The 22789-nt window shown below is 44.9% G+C and carries 27 protein-coding genes; 25 read left to right on the plus strand and 2 right to left on the minus strand.

What is annotated here, in order from left to right; genetic code table 11:
• Positions 1 to 79 precede the first annotated feature (79 nt).
• From Q0372_RS04415 to fmt, 3 genes are all read left to right on the plus strand, one after another.
• Positions 80 to 523 (plus strand): SMI1/KNR4 family protein, encoded by a 444-nt coding sequence (locus Q0372_RS04415; RefSeq protein WP_298103065.1) that lies wholly within the window; start codon positions 80 to 82, stop codon positions 521 to 523.
• Between the two features lie 289 nt (positions 524 to 812).
• Positions 813 to 1934 carry an RNA-binding domain-containing protein gene (locus tag Q0372_RS04420; RefSeq protein WP_298103069.1) on the plus strand — a complete coding sequence of 374 codons (1122 nt, stop codon included), beginning with the start codon at positions 813 to 815 and terminating at the stop codon, positions 1932 to 1934.
• Positions 1935 to 1949: 15 nt separating this feature from the next.
• Positions 1950 to 2870 carry a methionyl-tRNA formyltransferase gene (gene fmt / locus Q0372_RS04425; protein ID WP_298103072.1) on the plus strand — a complete coding sequence of 307 codons (921 nt, stop codon included), beginning with the start codon at positions 1950 to 1952 and terminating at the stop codon, positions 2868 to 2870.
• 42 nt (positions 2871 to 2912) lie between these two features.
• On the opposite strand, the gene Q0372_RS04430 is transcribed toward fmt, so the two are convergent.
• The gene (locus Q0372_RS04430) at positions 2913 to 3131 is read right to left on the minus strand and encodes a hypothetical protein (protein ID WP_298103075.1); all 219 of its coding nucleotides are present in this window, start codon (positions 3129 to 3131) and stop codon (positions 2913 to 2915) included.
• A gap of 265 nt (positions 3132 to 3396) precedes the next feature.
• Here Q0372_RS04430 and Q0372_RS04435 point away from each other — a divergent pair, with 265 nt between their 5' ends.
• From Q0372_RS04435 to Q0372_RS04540, 22 genes are all read left to right on the plus strand, one after another.
• A complete protein-coding gene (locus Q0372_RS04435; RefSeq protein WP_298103079.1) occupies positions 3397 to 4032 on the plus strand; it encodes a biotin--[acetyl-CoA-carboxylase] ligase in 636 nt (211 codons plus the stop codon).
• Complete coding sequence (locus Q0372_RS04440; RefSeq protein WP_177389424.1) at positions 4029 to 4820, plus strand: AAA family ATPase; 792 nt, start codon at positions 4029 to 4031, stop codon at positions 4818 to 4820. Before Q0372_RS04435 ends, Q0372_RS04440 begins: the two co-directional genes overlap by 4 nt.
• Positions 4808 to 5671: a ParB/RepB/Spo0J family partition protein gene (locus Q0372_RS04445; RefSeq protein WP_297989228.1), complete on the plus strand. Its 864-nt coding sequence runs from the start codon at positions 4808 to 4810 to the stop codon at positions 5669 to 5671. Before Q0372_RS04440 ends, Q0372_RS04445 begins: the two co-directional genes overlap by 13 nt.
• Before the next feature lie 74 nt (positions 5672 to 5745).
• On the plus strand, positions 5746 to 6168 hold the full coding sequence (locus Q0372_RS04450) for a F0F1 ATP synthase subunit B' (protein WP_298103082.1): 423 nt from the start codon (positions 5746 to 5748) through the stop codon (positions 6166 to 6168).
• Between the two features lie 10 nt (positions 6169 to 6178).
• Complete coding sequence (locus Q0372_RS04455) at positions 6179 to 6694, plus strand: F0F1 ATP synthase subunit B (protein WP_298103085.1); 516 nt, start codon at positions 6179 to 6181, stop codon at positions 6692 to 6694.
• Positions 6694 to 7224, plus strand: coding sequence for a F0F1 ATP synthase subunit delta (locus Q0372_RS04460; RefSeq protein ID WP_297881233.1), 531 nt, complete (start codon positions 6694 to 6696; stop codon positions 7222 to 7224). Before Q0372_RS04455 ends, Q0372_RS04460 begins: the two co-directional genes overlap by 1 nt.
• A gap of 11 nt (positions 7225 to 7235) precedes the next feature.
• Positions 7236 to 8750 (plus strand): F0F1 ATP synthase subunit alpha, encoded by a 1515-nt coding sequence (atpA, locus tag Q0372_RS04465; RefSeq protein ID WP_297894466.1) that lies wholly within the window; start codon positions 7236 to 7238, stop codon positions 8748 to 8750.
• Positions 8751 to 8762: 12 nt separating this feature from the next.
• Entirely contained in the window at positions 8763 to 9671 is a 909-nt protein-coding gene (atpG, locus tag Q0372_RS04470) for an ATP synthase F1 subunit gamma (protein ID WP_297950559.1), read from the plus strand.
• Between the two features lie 11 nt (positions 9672 to 9682).
• Positions 9683 to 11080, plus strand: a complete 1398-nt coding sequence (gene atpD / locus Q0372_RS04475; protein ID WP_298043747.1) for a F0F1 ATP synthase subunit beta — start codon at positions 9683 to 9685, stop codon at positions 11078 to 11080.
• A 10-nt stretch (positions 11081 to 11090) separates the two neighbouring features.
• Entirely contained in the window at positions 11091 to 11495 is a 405-nt protein-coding gene (atpC, locus tag Q0372_RS04480; RefSeq protein ID WP_297881207.1) for an ATP synthase F1 subunit epsilon, read from the plus strand.
• Positions 11496 to 11497: 2 nt separating this feature from the next.
• Positions 11498 to 12073, plus strand: a complete 576-nt coding sequence (locus tag Q0372_RS04485; RefSeq protein ID WP_177389416.1) for a MotA/TolQ/ExbB proton channel family protein — start codon at positions 11498 to 11500, stop codon at positions 12071 to 12073.
• Positions 12073 to 12471, plus strand: coding sequence for a biopolymer transporter ExbD (locus Q0372_RS04490; RefSeq protein WP_298103090.1), 399 nt, complete (start codon positions 12073 to 12075; stop codon positions 12469 to 12471). Before Q0372_RS04485 ends, Q0372_RS04490 begins: the two co-directional genes overlap by 1 nt.
• Entirely contained in the window at positions 12464 to 13444 is a 981-nt protein-coding gene (locus Q0372_RS04495; protein WP_298103095.1) for a TonB C-terminal domain-containing protein, read from the plus strand. Before Q0372_RS04490 ends, Q0372_RS04495 begins: the two co-directional genes overlap by 8 nt.
• Before the next feature lie 18 nt (positions 13445 to 13462).
• Positions 13463 to 13858 carry a TonB C-terminal domain-containing protein gene (locus Q0372_RS04500; protein ID WP_297900620.1) on the plus strand — a complete coding sequence of 132 codons (396 nt, stop codon included), beginning with the start codon at positions 13463 to 13465 and terminating at the stop codon, positions 13856 to 13858.
• 15 nt (positions 13859 to 13873) lie between these two features.
• Positions 13874 to 15121, plus strand: a complete 1248-nt coding sequence (tolB, locus tag Q0372_RS04505; protein ID WP_177389413.1) for a Tol-Pal system protein TolB — start codon at positions 13874 to 13876, stop codon at positions 15119 to 15121.
• A gap of 55 nt (positions 15122 to 15176) precedes the next feature.
• Positions 15177 to 15650: an OmpA family protein gene (locus Q0372_RS04510; protein WP_177389412.1), complete on the plus strand. Its 474-nt coding sequence runs from the start codon at positions 15177 to 15179 to the stop codon at positions 15648 to 15650.
• A gap of 1 nt (position 15651) precedes the next feature.
• Entirely contained in the window at positions 15652 to 16470 is an 819-nt protein-coding gene (locus Q0372_RS04515; protein ID WP_298103098.1) for a tetratricopeptide repeat protein, read from the plus strand.
• Between the two features lie 49 nt (positions 16471 to 16519).
• On the plus strand, positions 16520 to 17167 hold the full coding sequence (locus Q0372_RS04520; protein WP_297894485.1) for an FKBP-type peptidyl-prolyl cis-trans isomerase: 648 nt from the start codon (positions 16520 to 16522) through the stop codon (positions 17165 to 17167).
• Between the two features lie 9 nt (positions 17168 to 17176).
• The gene (gene fabD, locus Q0372_RS04525) at positions 17177 to 18121 is read left to right on the plus strand and encodes an ACP S-malonyltransferase (RefSeq protein ID WP_298103101.1); all 945 of its coding nucleotides are present in this window, start codon (positions 17177 to 17179) and stop codon (positions 18119 to 18121) included.
• On the plus strand, positions 18118 to 18816 hold the full coding sequence (locus Q0372_RS04530; protein WP_298103105.1) for a 5'-methylthioadenosine/adenosylhomocysteine nucleosidase: 699 nt from the start codon (positions 18118 to 18120) through the stop codon (positions 18814 to 18816). The genes fabD and Q0372_RS04530 overlap by 4 nt, the downstream gene beginning before the upstream one ends.
• The gene (locus tag Q0372_RS04535; protein WP_298103108.1) at positions 18813 to 19562 is read left to right on the plus strand and encodes an ATP-binding protein; all 750 of its coding nucleotides are present in this window, start codon (positions 18813 to 18815) and stop codon (positions 19560 to 19562) included. The genes Q0372_RS04530 and Q0372_RS04535 overlap by 4 nt, the downstream gene beginning before the upstream one ends.
• Positions 19563 to 20653: 1091 nt before the next feature.
• Positions 20654 to 22120, plus strand: coding sequence for an aldehyde dehydrogenase family protein (locus tag Q0372_RS04540; protein WP_298103111.1), 1467 nt, complete (start codon positions 20654 to 20656; stop codon positions 22118 to 22120).
• A gap of 102 nt (positions 22121 to 22222) precedes the next feature.
• On the opposite strand, the gene Q0372_RS04545 is transcribed toward Q0372_RS04540, so the two are convergent.
• The gene (locus Q0372_RS04545) at positions 22223 to 22693 is read right to left on the minus strand and encodes a hypothetical protein (protein WP_298103114.1); all 471 of its coding nucleotides are present in this window, start codon (positions 22691 to 22693) and stop codon (positions 22223 to 22225) included.
• Positions 22694 to 22789 lie beyond the last annotated feature (96 nt).

Here is a 22789-nt window from a genome sequence, read left to right on the forward strand (position 1 = left end):
ACATTTTAAGGGATAAGCCAAGAATTAATGGAATGTCAGTATCTAAATAAAGCATCTGTAATTTCATTAGGGAGACAAAATGTGTAATATTCTTTTAGAAAAACACTTTAACAGGATTAAGGCGGCTTACAAAGCAAGTAAGTTCACCAAAGGCATCAGGCCGGAGTCAGAGGATAATATAAAAAAGTTTGAATCAAATTATGACTCCATACCGTCAGAGTACCTTTGGCTGATACTTAACATGGGAGGTTGCTATTTGGCGGAACCATGGATTTTTGACTTAAAGGAACTGGAGGAAAACTATACATTCTTTGAAGAAGCATACGAGGAGTATATGAGCAAATGTGAGCATGGCAAAGCCTTTCCAATAGGAGGTTTAGGTGATGGAAGCATAGTATTTATAGACTTGGAAAGCGGTAAGGTGCGTGGATATAATAATGACTATACTGACATTGAGGAAATTGCAGAGAGCTTTTCTGAGCTTATTTTAGATTTGGTGGAACAGGTGGAAAGTTATTCTTGATAAAAGAGGTGCTATAATTGGTATACATTTAACCTAAATTATTCATGGTAACACCATGAAAGTGGCTGAAAACTTGCATTATTACTATGTTTTTACTAAATATTACAATTCGCTTATTATGTGAATGAAAAAAGAGCGTCCATTTGTGGTAAAATTAAGGTGACAAAACTCAATAAAATTACACAAAGGAGCCATATATGATAAAGTAAGATACAACTAATTTCAGAGTAAAAAAATACTCTAAAAGTGCTATAATATATTGAAATATTTTTTTTGAAAAGGAGGTATTATGCAGCTTTTAGATATAAAGAGAATGGCTCATAACATTCTTGAAAATCAAAATATAGAGAGCAGTTTTATCGAATATAAAAAGTCGGCAAATTTTAAAGATAAAATTCTAAAAACTGCTTGTGCCTTTGCCAATAACTATATGAACAATGAGATAGGCTTGTTGTTTGTTGGAATTGAAGAAGTTGATGATAAAGAAACGGGAGAAAAGGCAATTCCTAAAAGACCGATAGAAGGTATAAAAGAATCTAAAATTGAAGGTATTGAAAATGAAATAAAATCTTTCAATGATCGAATGGAGAGTATCGAACAAGAGATACGAGAATTTTCAATTTCAGACATTGATGACGATGTAAATGATTTCAAAAATAACATAGATGCAGAGATTTCTAATATTAATGACTATTTTGCAGACATAGCAAACAGCAACCCTAAAAATGTTAAAAATATACAAGTATGTTACTCCTTGGAAGACAATATTATTGATAATATTATTGATGAATTTGCAAGCATACTTAATTTAAAAATATCTGCTACTTCAAAAGATTATTTGCGGCAGGTCGGATACAATAGCGTTTTAAATGCCGAAAATACTCAAAATTTTATTGAACATATTCCATACAGGAACTCACAGGCGTATAATATTTTAATCGATATTTTTTCTTTAGATTTAAATTTCGAGATATATAAACTGCTTATCAAAAAGCATTTAAGAGATATTAATCAATATAAAATATTAAAAGTTTTATATGATAATAAAGAATTTGAACGATCTTCGTTCGGTCAAAGGTGCACCGCAGTTATAGTAATGCTACTTTCTCTTGGGAATAATCCAATTATAATAGATGAACCAGAAACGCATTTGGATAGCTTGCTTATAGCCAACTACTTGGTTGAATTAATCAAACAGCAAAAGAATGGCAGGCAAATTATTTTTGCGACGCATAATGCTAATTTTGTATTAAATGCTGATGCAGAGCTTATTGTAAAATTAGAGAATATTGACGGATTTAGCACTAGCACCTCTTTTACTATAGAAGATTTAAGCCATAGGGAAGATTTGCTAAAACTTGAGGGCGGCAAGGAAGCGTTTAAAAAACGAGAGCAAAAATATGATATTTAGCTTGAGAGGAAGGCAATGAATATAGTTTTTATGGGTACGCCCGAGTATGCGGCTAAAATTTTACGCGCGCTTACGGAGGCGAAATTTCAGATCGCGGCCGTCTTTACACAGCCCGATAAACCCGTCGGTAGAAAGCAAATTTTAACTCCGAGCGAGGTTAAAGTTTACGCGCAGCAGCACCTTCCCACTGTGCCGATCTTTCAGCCTGCGAGCTTAAAAGACGAAGCGGTCGCGGCACAGATAAAGGAGCTAAAGCCTGATTTTATCGTGGTCGCCGCATACGGTAAAATTTTGCCGCAAAGCGTGCTTGATATCGCGCCTTGCATAAATCTGCACGCTTCGATCCTGCCTAAATACCGTGGCGCAAGTCCGATCCAAAGCGCGATCTTGGCGGGCGAAAAGCAGACGGGCGTGACGGCGATGCTTATGGATGCGGGGCTTGACACGGGCGATATGCTTGATTTTGCCTACACGCCTTGCGAGGATAAAACGGCGGCGCAGCTGTTTGACGAACTGGGCGATCTAGCGGGCGAGCTGATAGTGCGAGTGCTGCGAAATTTTGTAAATTTAACGCCGCTTAAGCAAGAGGGCGCGCAGGCTACGCACTGCAAAAAAATAAGCAAATCAGACGGGCTTTTTAGCTTTGAGCAGAGCGCGGAGCAGATTTATAATAAATTTCGCGCGTTAACGCCCTGGCCCGGGATCTATCTAGCTAGCGGGTTAAAAATTTTAGAACTAGAGCTTTTGCGCGAATCTTGCGGGCGTAAATTTGAACGCGCTGGCGAAATTTTGCACATTGATAAGCTCGGCTTTTGCGTTTCTTGCAATGATGGCGCGGTTAAGATCATAAAGGTGCAAGAACCCGGCAAAAAGCCCGTGGATGCTAGCGCGTATCTAAACGGCAAGCGGCTAAAGATCGGTGATCTGCTATGCTAGGCGGGATTTTAAATTATCGCGTTTTGTGCCACGCTTTTGATGCTATGCTGGGATTTTATTTGCGCCGCGCTTTTGGGATCGCGGCGAAATTCTGCTCCAGGTACAGTTGTAAAGTAAAATTTTGCCGCGCGGAATTTCGAAGCGAAGCTCCAAAACCAAGGCTTTATAAAATTTTAAAACCTCGCTTCTATACTTTAAAATTTTACGCTCACAGGAGCTTGAAATTTTGCCGCCTCGGTTGCAGACTTTGCGGCGTCGCACCGAACACGCACCATTTAAAATTCTATGATCGTGCCGCAGAATTTTTGCAAGATAAAGCTTTAAAATTTTATCGCAGTGCCGCTAGGAAAATCCGCGTTACCAAAAAATTTAGCAAGATCGCAAAATTTCATCGCATAAAATTTTGCTACGCCGTAAAATTTTATCGTGCTAAATTTTATCTTGTCTCAAAACTCTATCGCTACGCGGAATTTAAACGCTTGCAATATTTCAAGGCGAGCCATTCGTCTTACGCAAGGAGCGGGTTTTGCAGATAGAATTTGTAGAGCAAATGCCCTCTACGCAGGAGTTTTTAGTAGGCGCCGTGCGCGAAGGCAGGATAACGCCGTCTTTTGCGATAGCCGCAAATCGCCAAAGCGCCGGTATCGGCTCGCGGGGCAATGATTGGGAGGGCGCGAGCGGCAATCTCGCATTTTCGTTCTGTGTCGCGCAGAGCGATCTGCCCGCAGATGTGCCGCCTCAGTCGGCGAGTATATATTTTGCGATGATTATGCAGGAGCTTCTCGCATCGCTCGGTTCGCAGCTTTGGCTTAAATGGCCCAACGATTTTTATCTGGGCGAGCGCAAAATCGGTGGGACTATGACGAATAAGATCAAAAATACCCTCGTCTGCGGCATTGGCATGAACCTACTCGGTGCGCCCGAATATGCGGGAATTTTAGATATAAAAATCAGTGCAAAAGACGCTATATTGGGCTTTTTCGCGCTATATGAAAATAAAATCTCGTGGAAGCAAATTTTTAGAAATTTTTCGTTACAATTCCAAAAATCGCAAAAATTTAGCGTTCATCTAGGCGGTGAAAAAATTTCGCTCGCGCAGGCTAAACTTTGCGAAGACGGATCGATCATAATAAATGAAGAAAGGGTTTATGCTTTAAGATGAGTGAAGTAATTACGATTGCCAATCAAAAAGGCGGCGTCGGAAAGACGACCACAGCGGTTAATCTTGCTGCGTCGCTAGCGATAAAGAAAAAGCGGGTTCTACTGATCGATGTAGACCCTCAGGCGAACGCTACGACCGGACTTGGCTTTAACCGCAGCGACTTTGAATTTAACATTTATCACGTCCTAACGGGGCGTAAAAGCATGTCCGAAGTGATCCAAAAGACCGAACTTGAGTTTATGGATCTAGTACCGTCAAATATCGGACTTGTAGGCATCGAGCGCGAAGTAAGTGAAGAGAAAGACTTCAAACTAATGCTAAAAAATAAAATTTCCGAGGTTAAGGACAGATATGATTTCATCATCATCGATTCGCCGCCGACGCTGGGTAGCATTACTGTAAATGCCTTAGTCGCAAGCGATAGCGTCATCATCCCGATTCAGTGTGAATTCTATGCACTCGAAGGCGTCGCGTTGATCCTAAATACCGTAAAAGTCGTCAAGCAAACGCTCAATAAAAATTTAAAAATTCGCGGATTTTTGCCTACGATGTATAGTTTGCAAAACAATCTCGCTAAAGAAACGGTCGCGAATTTACGCGAGTATTTCGACGATAAGCTCTTTCGTATCGGCAAGAGTGATGATCTAGTCATCATTCCGCGCAATATTAAGCTAGCCGAAAGCCCAAGCTTTGGCAAGCCGGTGGTTTTATACGATATAAAATCTGCTGGCTCCATCGCTTATCAAGACCTCGCTAAATCCATAATGGAGCAAAAATGGGCAAGGTAAAAAGAGCACTCGGTCGCGGGCTCGGTGCGATTTTAGACGACGTAGAAAGTTCCTATAACAGGGAGCTAGAAAGTGGAAATGCCGATAGCTTAGTTATCGAAATCGATGTTGATAAAATCGAGCCAAATCCGTATCAACCGCGGCAGAGCTTCGATGAGGAGGCACTTAGGCAGCTGAGCGAAAGCATCGCCCGCCACGGGCTTATTCAGCCTATCATTGTTATTCAAAAAGATGATTCTTACGTCCTTATCGCCGGCGAGCGACGCCTAAGAGCGACGAAGCTTTTGGGCGAGAGTAAAATCAAAGCCGTAGTCGCGGACATAAAATCTCAAAATTTAAGAGAGCTTGCCCTCATCGAAAATATCCAGCGCGAGGATCTAAATCCTATCGAGCTTGCTAAGTCCTATAAGGAGCTCATCGGCGAATACAGGATCACGCAAGAGGAGTTAGCCGACATCATCAAAAAGTCCCGCACACAGATTACAAACACGTTAAGGCTTTTAAATTTATGCTCCGAAGTGCAAGACGCCATAAGCGCAGATAAAATTTCGCAAGGGCACGCCAAGATAATGGTTGGACTCGAAAAAGAGGATCAAATTTTAGCTCTAAATACCATTTTAGGACAGCGTCTAAGCGTAAGAGATACCGAAACTTTAGTAAAAAAGCTCAAAGATAAAACCGTTCCGAAAGAGAAAAAGCCCGGTGCGGAATTTCAAAGCTTCAAGCCTGAGCTTTTAAAGCTAAAGGCCAAGCTTGATCAATTTGGTAAAATAAGTATCAAAGAGCGTAAAATTTCGATCGAATTTAGCGAAATTTTACAAATTTCCGAGTTTTTAAAGAAAATCGGATGATTTTTTATAGTGTATTTTAATTTTTCATATTGTAAAATACGCATTTTGTTTAAAACTAACCTAGAGGAGGTGCGATGCTAGACGTAAGTTTAACCGCCATGATAACGACCATCGTCGTATTTTTAGCTTTGATTTACTTCTTAAATATCAAGCTTTATAGACCACTACTTTTGCATATGGAAAAGCGAGAAGCTATTATTAAAGAAGATGAGGCAAATGCGATGAAAAATGCACAGGATGCAGATGCCGATAAAGCAGAGATCGTAAGAATCATGGATGCTGCGAAGTTGCAAGCTGTTAAAATAAAGCAAGAGGCGATGGATAGTGCGAAGCAGGCTGCCGCCAGAGAAATAGCCGAGAAAAGAGCCGCGATGGAGGAAGATTTCGATCAATTCTTAGGCGGTTTGGATGAGCAAAAGCGCAACCTAAGAAATGATTTGCAAGCCAAAATTCCGGAATTTAAAAATGTCCTAAGCAGCGCTGTGGCTAAAGTATGAGGATTTTAGTATGAAAAAATATCTATTTTTATTTATAATTCCCGCGTTTGTTTTAGCAAGCGATGGGCACGATGGAGTCAAGGACTACGACGTGCTGTGGCGAAGCATAAATTTCATTTTGTTTTTCGGAATTTTGTTTTATCTTTTAAAAGGTCCCGCAAAAGCGGCATATCAAGGTAGGATCGACGGCATCGCATCTAGACTTGAAGCTAATCAAAAAATTTTAAAAGAGTCCGCAGCTCGCAAAGAGCAAGCTAAAAAAGATCTGCAAGATGCTAAGGTCCAAGGCGCAGCTTTAATCGAAACTGCTAAAAAAGAGATCGTGTTCGCCGCCGAAAAGATAAAAAATGCGACCGAGCAGGAGATTGCGAATTTGCAAAAATCTTTCGATGAGCAGAAGAGCTTTGAGGCGCGTAAGATCAAAAAAGAGGTCGTAAGCGAGATACTGGATGACGTTTTTGCATCGGATGACATTAAATTCGGTCAAGATAAGCTGGTTAAAATCGTAGAGAAAAAGGTCGGATGATGATAAATAACACCTCAAAAAGATATGTAAACGCCCTGATACTGAGCTATAAAAAAGATGAACTAGGCTCTGTTTTGCAGACGCTCGAGAGCGTCGCGAGTGCATTTAGAATTCCAAAATTCCAAGATATTGTAAAATCCCCGACGCTAAAAGAGGAATCCAAAGTGGAACTTATTGCGTCGTTTATAAAAAATCCAAGCGAAAAAATCGTAAATTTTATTAAACTTTTAGCTAAGAATAGGCGTATTGCGCTAATTCCACAGATAGTCGAGGAGCTGCGCAAGAATATTGCGGCGCTGGATAATAAATACTTAGGCAAAATTTATTCCGCTACCGAAATAGACGCCGCAAAAATAAAAGAGCTAGAGGCTAAAATTTCAAAGAAATTTAATGCAGATATTACTCTGCAACCCGTTAAAAGCGAGCTTGAAGGCATTAAGATCGAAGTCGAGGATCTTGGATTTGAGATTAGTTTTTCAGTTGATAGATTGAAACAAAAAATGAGCGAATATATTTTAAAAGCAATTTAAAGGAGTAAAGCGTGGGTGCGAAAATTAAGGCAGACGAAATCAGCAGCATAATCAAAGAGCGAATCGAAAATTTCGATCTTAGCGTTGATATCGAAGAAACCGGCAAGGTCGTTTCGGTCGCAGACGGCGTTGCTAATGTTTACGGCTTAAAAAACGTAATGGCTAACGAGATGGTCGAATTCGAAAACGGAGCTCGTGGTATCGCGTTAAATTTAGAGGAGAGCAGTGTCGGCATCGTTATTTTAGGCGATACTAGCGGTATTAACGAAAGTAGTAGCGTTAAAAGACTGGGTAAGCTTTTGCGCGTTCCGGTAGGTGATGCCCTAATAGGTCGCGTGGTAAACGCTCTAGGCGAACCGATCGACGGCAAAGGCGCGATAGAGACCAGCGATACTAGATTTGTCGAAGAAAAGGCTAAAGGCATCATGGCTCGTAAATCCGTCCATGAGCCACTTCAAACGGGTCTTAAGGCGATAGACGCGCTAGTGCCGATCGGTCGCGGACAGCGCGAGCTCATCATCGGCGACCGCCAAACAGGAAAAACCACCGTTGCTGTTGATACCATCATCAATCAAAAGGGCCAAGACGTTATCTGCATATATGTAGCAATCGGTCAGAAGCAATCCACCGTCGCACAAGTCGTTAAAAAGCTTGAAGAATACGGCGCGATGGATTATACGATCGTAGTTGCAGCCGGTGCTAGCGAGGCAGCCGCGCTTCAATACTTGGCGCCATATTCGGGCTGCACGATGGGCGAGTATTTCAGAGATAACTCCCGCCACGCGCTTATCATCTACGATGATTTGAGCAAGCATGCGGTTGCGTATCGCGAGATGTCACTTATTTTGCGTCGTCCGCCGGGACGCGAGGCGTATCCTGGCGACGTATTCTACCTGCACTCTCGTTTGCTTGAACGTGCTAGTAAGCTAAGCGACGCACTCGGTGCAGGTAGCCTAACGGCGCTTCCTATTATCGAGACGCAGGCAGGCGACGTTTCGGCATATATCCCTACAAATGTCATCTCCATCACCGACGGTCAAATTTTCCTAGAGTCTGGTTTGTTTAACTCTGGAATTCGTCCTGCGATCAACGTAGGTCTTTCGGTTAGCCGCGTCGGCGGTTCTGCACAGATTAAAGCGATCAAAAAGGTCTCGGGAACCTTGCGCCTAGATCTCGCTCAATACCGTGAGCTTCAGGCATTTGCGCAGTTTGCGAGCGATTTGGACGAGAGCAGCCGTAAGCAGCTGGATCGCGGACAAAGAATGGTTGAAATTTTAAAACAGCCTCCTTATTCGCCGCTTCCGGTCGAAAATCAAGTGGTCATCATCTTTGCGGGAAGCCGCGGATTTTTAGACGACGTGCCTACGAGCTCAATTGGCAAATTTGAAGCTGAGCTCTATCCGTATATTGAGGCAAAATATCCTGAAATTTTTGAAGAGATCAGAAGCAAAAAGACCATCGAGAAGGATTTGGAAGAAAATTTAATTAAGGCTCTAAATGACTTTAAAGCGACCTTTGCCGCTTAAGAAGGCTAAATTATGGCAAATTTAAAGGATATAAAACTTCAAATCAAAAGCGTCAGAAATACGGAGAAGACTACCAAAGCTATGAAGCTGGTCTCCAACGTTAAGCTTAAAAACACAAAAGAAGCGGCGATGCGCTCGCGAGCTTATGCGGTGAAGATTAACGAGGTCTTGGGTGAAATTTCTGCGCGCGTTAAAAATTACGTAGGCAATAATTCGGGCAACGACGAAAAACTTAGAATTTTTGATACCACGCGGGAAGTAAAGGTGGTTGATCTGTTGTTTATCACTGCAGATAAAGGGCTTTGCGGCGGTTTTAATATCAACACCATCAAAAAGATCAAAGCTTTGATCGAGGAGCTTAAAGCGAAAAAGATCAAAGTCCGCCTTCGCGCCGTCGGCAAAAAAGGAATAGAATATTTCGATTTTCAGGGCATTGAGCTTTTGGAGCGATATATCGGCGTGAGCTCATCTCCATCGTCCGAGAAAGCTAACGAAATCGTCCAAGCCGCGGTTAAGGATTTTAACGAAGGCAAAACCGATGAAGTCATACTCGTCCACAACGGCTATTTGAATATGATTACTCAAGAGATGCGAGTAAATACGTTGGTGCCAATCGGTGAGCCTGCGATTAGCGAGGACGCTTTAAAAACATCTACATTGGAAGTAGAGGTTGAAAGTCCTGAGGATGAAGAAACATTGATGTTAAATTTAATCCAGAGCTACCTTAGCTACAGCATGTATTACGCGCTTATTGACTCTTTGGCAGCGGAGCATTGCTCGAGAATGAATGCGATGGAGAATGCGACAAATAACGCTAAGGAGCGCGTATCGCAGCTAAATTTAGCATACAACAAAGCCAGACAAGGCTCTATCACGACTGAGCTTATCGAGATCATAAGCGGCGTCGAATCAATGAAATGAAAGGAAAACGGATGAAAGGAATAATTTCTCAGGTAATGGGTCCTGTGGTCGATGTCGATTTCAAGGATTACTTGCCGAAGATTAATGAAGCTATCGAGGTTAAATTTGACGTCGAGGGCGCTCATCGCAGGCTGATCCTAGAGGTAGCCGCACACCTTGGAGACAATCGCGTCCGCACGATCGCTATGGATATGAGCGATGGACTTAGGCGAGGGCTTGAGGCTACGGCTCTTGGCGCGCCTATTACGGTGCCTGTGGGCGAGAAGGTTTTGGGTAGAATTTTTAACGTCACGGGCGATCTGATCGACGAGGGCGAGGATGAGAAATTTGAAACCCGCTGGTCGATCCACAGAGATCCGCCTAGCTTTGAAAACCAAAGCACGAAGAGCGAAATTTTTGAAACCGGCATTAAGGTAGTCGATCTGCTAGCCCCTTACGCGAAGGGCGGTAAGGTAGGTCTATTCGGCGGTGCTGGCGTCGGCAAGACCGTCATCATTATGGAGCTAATTCACAACGTCGCTTTCAAACACAGCGGTTACTCCGTATTTGCGGGCGTCGGCGAACGAACGAGAGAGGGAAATGACCTTTATAACGAGATGAAAGAATCCGGAGTTTTGGATAAAGTCGCCTTAACCTACGGTCAGATGAACGAGCCGCCGGGGGCGAGAAATCGCATCGCGCTAACCGGCCTTACGATGGCTGAATATTTCCGCGATGAGCTAGGGCTTGACGTTTTGATGTTTATCGATAATATCTTCCGTTTCTCGCAGTCGGGTTCGGAGATGTCCGCGCTTTTAGGGAGAATTCCGTCCGCAGTCGGTTATCAGCCTACGCTTGCTAGCGAAATGGGTAAACTGCAAGAGCGTATCACTTCGACCAAAAAGGGCTCCATTACCTCCGTCCAGGCTGTTTACGTGCCTGCGGATGACCTTACCGACCCTGCGCCGGCGACCGTTTTTGCGCACCTTGATGCGACGACCGTTTTAAACAGAGCGATCGCCGAAAAAGGAATTTATCCTGCCGTCGATCCGCTTGATTCGACCTCAAGAATGCTTGATCCACAAATCATCGGCGAGGAGCATTACAAGGTCGCTCGCGGCGTCCAAGCGGTGCTTCAGAAATATAAAGATTTGCAAGACATTATCGCGATTTTGGGTATGGACGAACTTAGCGAAGAGGATAAGCTCGTAGTCGAGCGCGCTAGAAAGATCGAACGCTATCTATCTCAGCCATTTTTCGTAGCCGAGGTATTTACCGGAAGTCCGGGCAAATATATCTCGTTAGAGGAAACTATTACTGGCTTTAAGGGAATTTTAGAGGGCAAATACGACGATCTGCCGGAGAATGCCTTTTATATGGTAGGAAATATCGACGAGGTAGTAGCAAAAGCCGAAAAGATGAAAGCATAGGAATTTTAAGATGAAAGAATTTTTGCTTTTAGATATCGTTACGCCCGAAGGGATGGTATTTTCGGGCGAAGTCAAATCCGTCCAACTCCCTGGCATCACCGGTGAGATGGGCGTTTTGCCTGGGCATGCGAGTTTGCTAACGGGACTTAAAGACAAAAGCGAAGGCGGAGTCGTTGAGATCGTAGATAAAGACGGCAAAAAGCAGCTTGTTTTGGTAAACGACGGATTTTTGGAAGTTACCGAAGAAAAAACTACTATCCTAGCCACTCAAGCCGTAGCTATCGGAGGCGATAGCGAAAGCGCCGTAGCGAAGTCTTTGCAGCGCGCCAAAGATATGCTTGCGTCTATTAGCTCCGATGCGGCAAATTCCGCAGCAATCATGGCTAGAGTTGACGAATTCGCAAGGCAAAGTTAAATATGCTAGATCTAATTTTAAGTTATTTTACGAGAAGTACGTTTATTACGATATTCGTGCTTTCTTGGTTATCCATTTATTTTATCGTCACTTTTACGATTTTGATCTCCAGATTTGTAGGGCTTAGTGCGTGGCAACACCGCGAAGCAAAGGCGCTCGAATCCTTGCTGATGGGCGGTAGGATTTCGCTTTCGGGCTCTATTTTTCAAAAAGTAAATACCGATAAAATTTCAAAAGAAGCCTTGGAAATTTATAAAGGCAAAGCCGAACGCGACTCCACTAGCGGACTTACCTGGCTATCTATCGTCGCCTCCACTTCGCCATTTATCGGGCTATTTGGTACGGTCGTTAGCATACTTCACACATTTTCCAAGCTCGGCGGCGGAAATTCCGGCATCGATACTATCGCTCCTGCGATTAGCGAGGCCCTGGTTGCCACAGGATGCGGAATTTTTGTAGCGATACCCGCATACACCTTTAGCTTACTTATAAAACGCAAAGCATACGAAGTTATGAGCATTATAAATCGTACAGCGGATATTTTGCTATTTAAAGCAAACACTGGAAAAGCTATTTAATGTATAATTTCGACGAAAATCCAGAGTTAAATATCACTCCGCTCGTCGATATTATGCTTGTTTTGCTAGCGATTTTAATGGTCGCGCAAACGGCGATTATCTACGATGAGAAGATCGAACTGCCTAGTGGCTCAAAAGCACAGGTTTCGGAAAATACCGCAGAATTCTTGCTTGTGCGTATCGGCGAAGATCGCAAGGTTTATATCGACAAAGGCTCGATGAGCCTAGCTGAATTCCCGGATAATCTCGTGCTGCTTAAAGGCACCGGCAAGTATAGCTTGGAAAAACCCGTCTATATCCAAGCCGATAAGAGACTCATTTATGACGATGTAATGTTTGTCTTAAAGAGCTTAAAGCAAGCGGGTTTTACTAAAGTCGCGCTTCAAACAAATGGCTAATTATTCAAATTTTACGGGGGTTAAATACGATAATTTCAAATCGTTTTTAATCGCCCTTTTTGCCTATCTGCTGGTGATTTTTGTTCTTTTATATCAAATTTCAAAGCCGCAGGAAAAATTTAAAAAATATACTGACAATCCCAACGATTATATGGATGTTACTTTTGATTTCGAAATAGATGATAAACTTCCGTCCGCGCCTGAAATCGCTAAAGAAACAAAGCAAGGCGAGTTTGACAATAAGAATGTGAAGGACGTGCCGGAGGATAAAATTAAGACTACGGCGCAAGTAGTTCCGCCGCCTCCGGTGCAGGCGAAGCCGAAAGAGCCCGAAAAGCCGAAGGAAGAGCCAAAACCGGAACCTAAAAAGGACGAGCCTAAAGCTGAGCCCAAAAAAGAGGAGCCCAAGCCTGAGCCTAAGTTGGAAGATAAACCTTCCGAAAAAGTAGTAGAGAAAAAAGAGGAAACTAAGCCGGAGCCAAAAAAAGAGGAAAAACCGAGCTTGAGCGATCTTTTTTCGGATACGACTAAGGACAATAAGAAGCTTGAGGAGAGCGCTAAAGCTAGCGACGCCGTTCAGAGTAACAAAAAGTCCGATAAAGAAACCGCAACCTCTAGTGCTAAGGATAAAGCGGCATCTAAAAATGCTGTCGTCAAATCCGATAAGCTTGGCGGCAGGACGCAAAGGACGGGCGAGTATAACGCTTATTACGGCGCTATCGAGAAGAAGCTTCAAGTTCTATGGAGCAGATATGTTGCGACCGCGAAGGACGACGCAAGGATTAAAATAGTCTTTAGCGCAGATGGGCGAGTGGCGGATTATACTATTATAGAGTTGGGGCGAGAGACTGAATTTAACCAGAAGTTGCGAGATTTTTTGGATAATCTATCGACTCAGAGTTTCCCGAAATCTCCCGACGGAGCGTCGCACGAGATTGATACTAGGATGTCCGACGTAATGAAGACAAATTAGAATTTGTAAGGAAAAAAAGTGAAGAGACTTTTTTGTATTTTTGCCTTTTGCTGTATGCTTTTTGCGACGGATTCGGAACAGAATTTTACTTATGAAAGAAATTCCGTTTCGCAAAAATCTGGTAAAATTCAAATTTCAAAGGAGCTAGATGCTTATTTTTCGCAGATGGCGTCGAAATTGCAAGCTCTATGGACGAAGTATCAAGCAGGCATTTCCGATGAGGCTAGAGTCCGCATAGAATTTAGCAACAATGGACGAGTTTTAAATTATCAAATTTTAGAGCTTGGGCGTAGCACAGAATTTAACCAAAAGCTAAGGAAATTTTTAGATGAGCTTCCTAAGCGAAGCTTTCCAAAATCACCGGATAATAAATCTCACACATTTGAAATGGTATTATCCGACGTAGCAAATTAAATTTAAGGAGAAAAGATGAAGAAATTACTTTTGATTCTTGCATTTTGCAGTAGCATTTTCGCGGCAGATGCGACTATGTCTATCGTAAACGAAGGGGTAAATCTCCCTAAAATCGTTGTTCAGGATGCATCGAACCTTGCAAATTCAGAATTTGGCAACAAATTCTTTAAACTTATGGTGGGCGATCTAAAGGTCGGCGCCACTTTCGAGGTCAGCGACGAGTATCTACAAAGCAGCTATGATGCAGGCGCTTCCGACAATCTAGGCTCTAGCGGCGCCGCTCTGATCGTGCGCTACGCGGTAAGTGATAAAAGCTCGCCGATGAGCCTAAAAGCCAAAGTGCTCGAGGCGAACAGCGGCAGGGTGATGTATGAGAAGAGCTTTACGCTTTCAAATGCCGAGAAATATCCGTTTTTAGCCCATATGGCGGTATCTGAGATCGTCAAGCAGCTAGGGTACTCAAACGTCGATTGGATGAAGGAGATGATTTTGCTCTCTCGCTACACTTCGACGCGTGAGAGCGAGATCATGGTGGCTGACTATACGCTTACCTACCAGCAGGTGGTGCTTCGCGGCGGATTAAATATCTTCCCTAAATGGGCAAGCGCGGCGCAGAACGAATTTTATTACACCTATTACGTCAATAAAAATACGCCCGCTATCTATAAATTTAATCTATCCAACGGTAGCAAAAGTAAAATTTTTACCGGTCACGGCATGACGATAGCTTCAGATGTAAGCGCCGACGGCAGAAAGCTACTTATTACGAACGCGCCTAAAGATCAACCAGATATTTATTTGTATGATATAGCCTCGGGCAGCGCTAAGCAAATTACCGATTACGCTGGCATTGATGTAAATGGAAATTTTATCGACGGCGATTCGCGCGTGGCTTTTGTGAGCGATCGTCTGGGCTATCCGAACGTATTTGCCACTAGCATAAACGGCGGTAACGTTCAGCAGCTCGTCTATCACGGCAAAAATAACAACTCCATTAGCACAAATGGCAATTACGTTACTTACTCTAGTCGCGACGGCGGGGGCGGATTTAATATATATTTAATCTCTACTCAAACCGATATGATTCGTCAGTTAACGGCTAGTGGCAAAAATATGTTTCCTAGATTTTCTAGCGATGGCGGCAGTATTATGTTTATCAAGCAAGATGGCAGCGGAAGCTCGGTAGGTATTATCAGAGTTAACGAGAATAAAAGTTTCCAATTTCCGTTAAGAGTGGGTAAAATTCAATCGGTTGATTGGTAAAATATTAAAAAATCTCGTGATATAATGACTTCAATTTTTTTTGAAAGGATAGAAAATGAAACATTTAGTTTTATCTTCGATAGCAGTTGCTGCTCTATTATTGAGCGGTTGTTCTAAAAAGACCCCAGAGGCCGATACTACAAGCACAAGTGATGCAGATAGACTAGCTGCTTTGGCATCTCAGATCCAAAGTGAAGTTGGCACTGTTTATTTCGACTTTGATAAATTTAATATTAGAGCCGATCAACAAGGCACAATCAATAATAACGCAGCTCTATTCAATCAAGCAGGCGCAGAGTCTCTAACCGTCAAAGTTGAGGGTAACTGCGATGAGTGGGGTTCTGATGAGTACAACTATGCTCTTGGTCTAAAGAGAGCTACTGCAGCTAAAGACGCATTGGTTGCTCAAGGCGTAAATGAGAGCAGAATTTCCGTAGTAAGCTACGGTGAGAGCAATATGGCTTGCACAGAGCATTCTAAAGAGTGCGACGCTCAAAACAGACGCGACGAATTCAAAGTTGGATTCTAATTTGAAATTTAAAAATTTCACGGTGGCGGCTCTTTTGGGAGCTGCCACTTTTTTAAATGCAGAAACTTCTGCATTTGATGCTGGCAATATTGATTCAGGCAGCTCTTACGGACTAACTGAAAACGAGCAAGTATTGCGCGATAACCGCAAGCGTATAAGCGAAATGCAAACTAGTGTAGATAATACACGCGAGAGTGTCGAAGGTTTGCGAAGCGTCCTTGAAGGAACAAATTCTAAAATTTCGAACCTGGAAAACAGGGTGGCGGATCTAGAAATTCGCGCTACCGGCAAAAGCCAAGGCAACAGCGAGCTAGATCAGATGAAACGAGATATCGCAACTATAAAAGCCCAAATTGCTGAAATCAATAAAAAATTAGGCAGCAGCGGCAGCGTAAAAAAAAACGCTGAATTAGACGCAGGCACTGCTCTGGCTCCCGCTAGTACAAAAACAGATTCCGATTTTAAATCAAAAGATCAAGCTTCAGTATTGAAAGAGGCCGATGCCTTATATGCTAAAAAAGACTATTCAGGCGCAAAAGAGCGCTACAATTATTTAGTATCTAAAAATTACAAGCCCGCTAAGGCAAACTATATGCTGGGCGAAATTTCATATTTTTCCGGCTCATACGCAGAAGCGATAAACTATTACAAAAAGAGCATCTCGCACAACGAGAGCCAAGACTACACCCCAAAACTTCTTTATCACACCGCGATCAGCTTCGATAAGATCGGCGATAAAGACAGCGCAGATAAATTCTACAAAGCGCTAAAGGCTTCATATCCGGACTCCAAAGAAGCCAAAGCCGCGCCCACTAGATAACTTAAATTTAAATACAAACTCAAAATAAAATTCTAAACAGGAGAAAACTATGGCTAACAACCGAGTTATAAAGATGCATTATGAGCTAAAAGACGGCAAAACCGGTGAAATTTTAGAGTCAAATTTAAACTCCGACCCGATTGCTTTTCTTAGCGGCAAAGATCAAATCATCCAAAAGCTGGAGGATGAAATTTTAAATTTACAAGCGGGCGAGAGCAAAACTGTTCGCATAAGCCCGAGCGACGGGGTCGGCGAGTATAAGCAGGACGCCGTGCAGATCCTGCCTAAAGAGCAGTTTGCGGGCATCGATCTGGTCGTCGGCATGGAGCTTTTCGGTCAGGCGGAGGACGGCGCGACTACCCGCGTGAGCGTCAAAGCTATCGGCGAGCAGGACGTTACCATCGATTTCAACCACCCATTCGCGGGCAAGGAGCTGGAATTTAACGTAAAAATCGTCGAGAACCGCGAAGCGACGGCAGACGAAATTCTTACCGGCCAGCCGGAGGGTGCGCACAGCTGCGGCTGCGGACATAATCATCACGAGGGGCACGAGTGCTGCGGCGGACACGGACACGATCACGCAGAAGATCACGAGTGTTGCGGAGGCCATGGGCATGCAGACAGTCATGAATGCTGCGGAGGCCACGATCACGGGAAAGATCACGAGTGCTGCGGCGGGCACCATCACGAGCATTAGGACTTTTTTATGAAATTTGCTTTTATCTTCCCTGGACAGGGCTGCCAAAGCGTAGGCATGGGCAGGGAGTTTTACGAAAACTCTGCTTCTGCGTGCGCGCTTTTGGATGAGGCTTCAGGCTTTACAGGCATTGATTTTAAAAATTTACTATTTGAGCCTAACGACAAGCTCGACGTTTCGGAATTTACGCAGCCTGCTATCGCGCTAAATTCTATGATGGCGCTTGCAGCGCTGCAAGAAAGAGCGGATCAAGAAAAGCTTAACATCGCTCCGCAGTTTTTGCTTGGCCATTCGCTGGGCGAGTTTAGCGCGCTAAGCGCTGCGGGAGGCATGGAGCCGAAGCAGATGCTAAAGCTCGTAAATATTCGCGGCAGGCTTATGCAGAGCGCCTGCGAGGGCAAAGGCGCCGGAATGATGGTGATCTTGGCTCTTGCCGACGAGGCGGTCGAGAAAATTTGCGCGGATGCGACGAGCGCGGGCAAGCAGGTTTGGGCGGCGAATTATAACTGCGACGGGCAGATCGTAGTCGCGGGCAAAAAAGATGATCTCGCAGCACTCGAGGGCGAGTTTAAAGCCGCGGGCGCAAAGCGCGCAATGCTACTGAATATGAGCGTCGCGAGCCACTGCCCTATGCTACAAAGCGCCAGCGACGAGCTTTTGGAATTTTTGCGCCCCGCGTTAAAAGAGAGCTTTGCCCCCGTCGTTGCTAACGCCACGGCGCGCGCATATAGGACAAAATCCGAAGCGCTAGAGCTGCTGAAAGCCCAGCTTATCAGTCCTGTGCTTTACAAGCAAAGTATCAAAAGTTACGAGGGCGAGGTGGATTGCTTCGTCGAGTTCGGCGCGGCGGTTTTAAAAGGGATAAACAAAAAGATCACGCAAAAGCCAACCTTCAGCATCACGGATCTTGCGAGCCTAGACGAGTTTGTAAAATTTGCAAAGGAGAATGGATGAAAGTAGCGATCTTAGGCGCGATGCCCGAAGAGATCGAGCCGCTACTATCCGCACTGCGCGAGCGGGGCGTGAGCGTGGAGGCTATGGAGCACGCGAATAATAAATTCTACGCTGCCAAGCTTAACGGCCACGATCTAGTGATCGCGTATTCGAAGATCGGCAAGGTAAATTCCGCCCTGACCGCTACGGTCATGATCGAGAGATTCGGCGCGCGCGCGCTCATTTTTACGGGCGTCGCGGGAGCTTTGAAGCGCGGCATTAAGATCGGCGAAATTTTATACGCTACCTCGCTCGTGCAGCACGATCTAGATATCACGGCGTTTGGGCATCCGCACGGATTCGTGCCGGGAAGTAAAATTTCGGTCCAAACCGACGCGAAGTTAAATTCTATCGCGCAAAGCGTCGCCGAGCAGCTAGGCATCACGCTAAAATCGGGCGTCATCGCCAGCGGAGATCAGTTCGTAAGCGATGAGGAGCGCAAGAGCTGGATCGAGCGGACGTTTGACGCGAGCGCGGTCGAGATGGAGGGAGCGAGCGTGGCGCAGGTGTGCGACGCGCTGGGCGTGCCGTTTTGCGTACTGCGCGCGATAAGCGACGAGGCGGGACACAAAGCCGAGTTTGACTTTGACGAGTTTATGGTAAAAAGCGCGCAAACGAGCGCAAATTTCGTCCTAAAAATGATCGAAAGGTTATGATAAACCTCTCCAAAAAATTACTTCGCCGCGTCGGACAAACCAACGCCAAATACAAGATGTTCGAGCGCGGCGATAAAATTTTACTAGCTCTTAGCGGCGGCAAAGACAGTATGAGTTTGGCGCACGTGCTGAAGCACTTCCAAAGCGTAAGCCCGCTAGATTGGGAGTTTCGAGCCGTCACCGTTACTTACGGTATCGGCGAGGATCTGCGCGAGATAAGCGCCCATTTTAAAGAGCACGAGATTCCCTACGAGATAATCGATACTAAAATTTTTGAATTCGGCAAGGAAAAGATCCGCGCAAACACCACGTTTTGCAGCTTTTGCTCGCGTATGAGGCGCGGATACATCTACTCCTACGCGCTCGAACACGGCTTTAATAAAATCGCCATTGCCCACCACCTCGACGACGCCGCGGAGAGCTTTTTTATGAATTTCACCTTCAACGGCGCGCTGCGCACCCTCGCTCCGCGCTATGTCGCCGAAAACGGGCTTGTGATCATCCGTCCGTTCATTCTCGTGCGCGAGCGCCAAATCGCCGCCTGTGCTAGAGATAACGAGCTTCCGATAATGCGCGAGGAGGAGGTCTGTCCCGCGAGGCAATACGGCGGCAAGGAGCCCACTGCGCGCGCCGCTACGAAGGAGCTTTTGGCGCAGTACGAAAAGGCCCATCCGAGGTTTTTTATCAGTCTGCAAGCTGCCTTTGCCAACATCCACGAAGAGACCTTTTTCGAGCCTAAATTTTAAAATTTTAGCGGTTTGTAAAACGAATTCAAAGCGCGCAGTTCTTGCGATAACATGAGTTTCGTGCGCCTAGTTCGATTTTTTGGCTTGAATGAGCCTGACGCACGCAGAACAGTCATCCTCTCCTGTGCTCAAACGAGCCGCGAGCCGCAGCGTGAGTAGTTTGGTTCACTGCGTCCGAGCCGCGTGCGCGAGTGATTGCACTCCTGCGTCCAAGAAATCGTACGCACGAGTGATTGTGCTCCTGCGTCCGAAGCTGTGCGCATGAGCGACTGTGCCCTCTGCGTCTGAGAAGCTACAAGCGATAGTAAGTTGTGCGTTGCTGTATCTGTTTTTGCGAAACAGCCGTGGCTGTTTTCGGCGCCGCCCTCTCTTCTTGCTCAAAAGCCGCCCGTACTAAGCGGAGCCTTACGAGCGAGCGCTGTGGGTCTTGCAAAGCTTGCGCGAAAGATAGTTGTAGAAATTTTATTCCGAAAAGTATTTTTGAAATTTTACTTCACAAAATTTCAAAATTCTCAACCAGACTAAATTTTAAAATTTTAACGAAGCCTGATTCAAAACTCCGACGAAGCCGAATTATGAAATTTTACCCCACAAAATTTTAAAATTTTATCCGCAGGCTATAGTTTGAAGCGTATTCGCAGATCCGCCCGCCGCGCGTCGTAAATTTAAACCGCCCGCCCGCTCTGCAAAATGTTTCAAAAATTTTATTTGGCAAAATTTTAAAATTTCAACGAAGCCGAATTCAAAATTCCGGCGGAGCCAAATTTTAAAATTTCAAAGCAACCGAATTTTAAAATTTAGCAAAGCCGAATTCTGAAATTTTATCGTAGCCGAATTTCCGCTCTCATTCCATAAACGTTACCTTTTGAAATTTCGCCGCTCGCTCTCGGTTAAATTTTACGCCGCTTCAAAACTCCTCAAACCCTCCGCTGTCGCGCACGCAGATCAAATTTTAAAATTTCGCGCACGCCGCGGTACTTCTTAAATTTACACACTACGAAATTTTAACCGATTTTCGCTCCGAAATTTATGCCGCATTAACCGCCGCGGATATATAATAGCGAATGTCATATTTCACGTAAGGAGTAAGCATGGCTACAATCCAACCAAGCTATAAGCTTTTCATCGACGGCGAGTTTGTGGGTGCCGAAGGCGGCGCGAGCCTAGACGTTTTTAATCCCGCTACCGGCGAGAAAATTTCAAAGATCGCAGATGCTAGCAAGGCGGACGTCGATAAAGCGGTCGCCGCAGCCCGCAAGGCGTTTGAGAGCTTCCGCCGCACTAGCGTTTATGAGCGCAGCGCGCTGCTAAATAAGATCGCCGACGTCTTAGAGCAAAACGCCGAGTTCATCGCCACCGTAGAGACTATCGACAACGGCAAGCCGATCCGCGAGACGCGCGCGGTCGACGTAGCGTGGTCGATCGAGCATTTCCGCTATTTTGCTGGCGTGATTTTGGGCGAGGAGGGCAGCGCGAATATGCTAAAAGAGCGCTATCTATCCGTCGTTTTACGCGAGCCGATCGGCGTAGTAGGACAGATCGTGCCGTGGAATTTCCCGTTTTTGATGGGCGCGTGGAAGCTCGCTCCGTTACTTGCCGCGGGCGATACGTGCGTATTTAAGCCAAGCTCCGAGACCAGCCTTAGCATTTTGGAGTTCATCCGTCTAATCGCGCCGCTACTTCCAAAGGGCGTCATCAACGTCGTAACCGGCAAGGGAAGCAAGGCAGGCGAGTTCGTCCGCACTCACAAAGGGCTCGACAAGCTCGCATTCACCGGCTCGACCGAGGTCGGCAGGGGCATCGCGTTAGCCGCGGCGCAAAAGATCATTCCTGCTACGCTTGAGCTTGGCGGCAAGAGCGCAAATATCATCTTTGACGATTGCGACTTCGATGTTGCGATCGACGGCGTGCAGCTGGGAATTCTTTTCAACCAAGGTCAAGTCTGCTGCGCGGGAAGTAGGATCTTCGTGCAGGAGGGCATCTACGATAAATTCGTACCGGCGCTCGTGGAGAAATTTAAGCGCATCAAAGTGGGCGATCCGCTCGATCCAAACACCCAGATGGGATGCCAGATCAACAAAAAGCAAGCCGATAAAATTTTAGACTACGTAAAAATCGGCGTAGAGGAGGGCGCTAAGATCGCCGTGGGCGGCAAGCGACATAGCGCGGGAGAGGCTTTCGTCGAGCCTACGCTACTCGTGGATGTGCGCAACGACATGCGCGTGGCGCAGGAGGAGATCTTCGGTCCTGTGGGCGTCGTGATTAAATTTAAAGATCAAGACGAGCTCGTCCGCATGGCGAACGACAGCCTCTACGGACTAGGCGGCGCCGTATTTACGCGCGACATCGCAAAAGCGCTCACGGTCGCACGCCTGCTTGAGACGGGTCGCGTGTGGGTCAATACCTACAACCAGATCCACGCCGGCGCGCCGTTTGGCGGCTATAAAGAATCGGGCATTGGTCGCGAAACGCATAAGATGATCCTGGATCACTACACCCAGACTAAAAACATCTACATCGACACGATCTCCAAACCGAGCGGCTTTTACGAGCAGTAAGGCTTAGCACGGTACTTCGGGCTACGTTTCGGGCGGTTTGCGCCGCCCGAAATTTTATTCTGATTGACTTGATTGAGTATTTAATTTTAAGGCTGCTTCGGTTTAGATAAAATCCCTGTATTCGATATTTTTATCACTCATTAAAATTTTTAATTTTTCAAAATCCTCTTTTGTTATATAACTTAAAGGCAAAATAATCGAGCTTAGATTAAATACGATATTTGCCAAATTAAATTTTAGTTTTAAGCAAAGTGTTTCGCCTCCCGGCAGATATGCAAATGTAGCAATATATTTAATCTCATCATATTTTAGAATCCTTTGCCAAAAGATATATCTTACTATCACTTTATCATCGTAGCACGCAATAAATTTAAAACAATTAGGGATAACCGCCGTATAAAAAAGACCGATTAGCGTTATCCAGCCTACGATAGGCGCATAAGGTTTATCGAGCATTATAAAAACAATGGTGATATAAAATTGTAAAATTTTAACTACCGCATAAAAAGGTCCGTAAAAACGCCTCGCCCTTTTTATGATTAGTAACGGCTCACTCGGTTTCGTATCGTTCATTTGAAATTCCTTGATTTTTTAAAATTTAATAACAAATATTTTTAATATTAATGCAAAAAGTCCCAAACAAATGGGATTATTGGATGATGTAACAGG

The sequence above is a fragment of the uncultured Campylobacter sp. genome (genome assembly GCF_937997405.1).
Classification (GTDB): domain Bacteria; phylum Campylobacterota; class Campylobacteria; order Campylobacterales; family Campylobacteraceae; genus Campylobacter_B.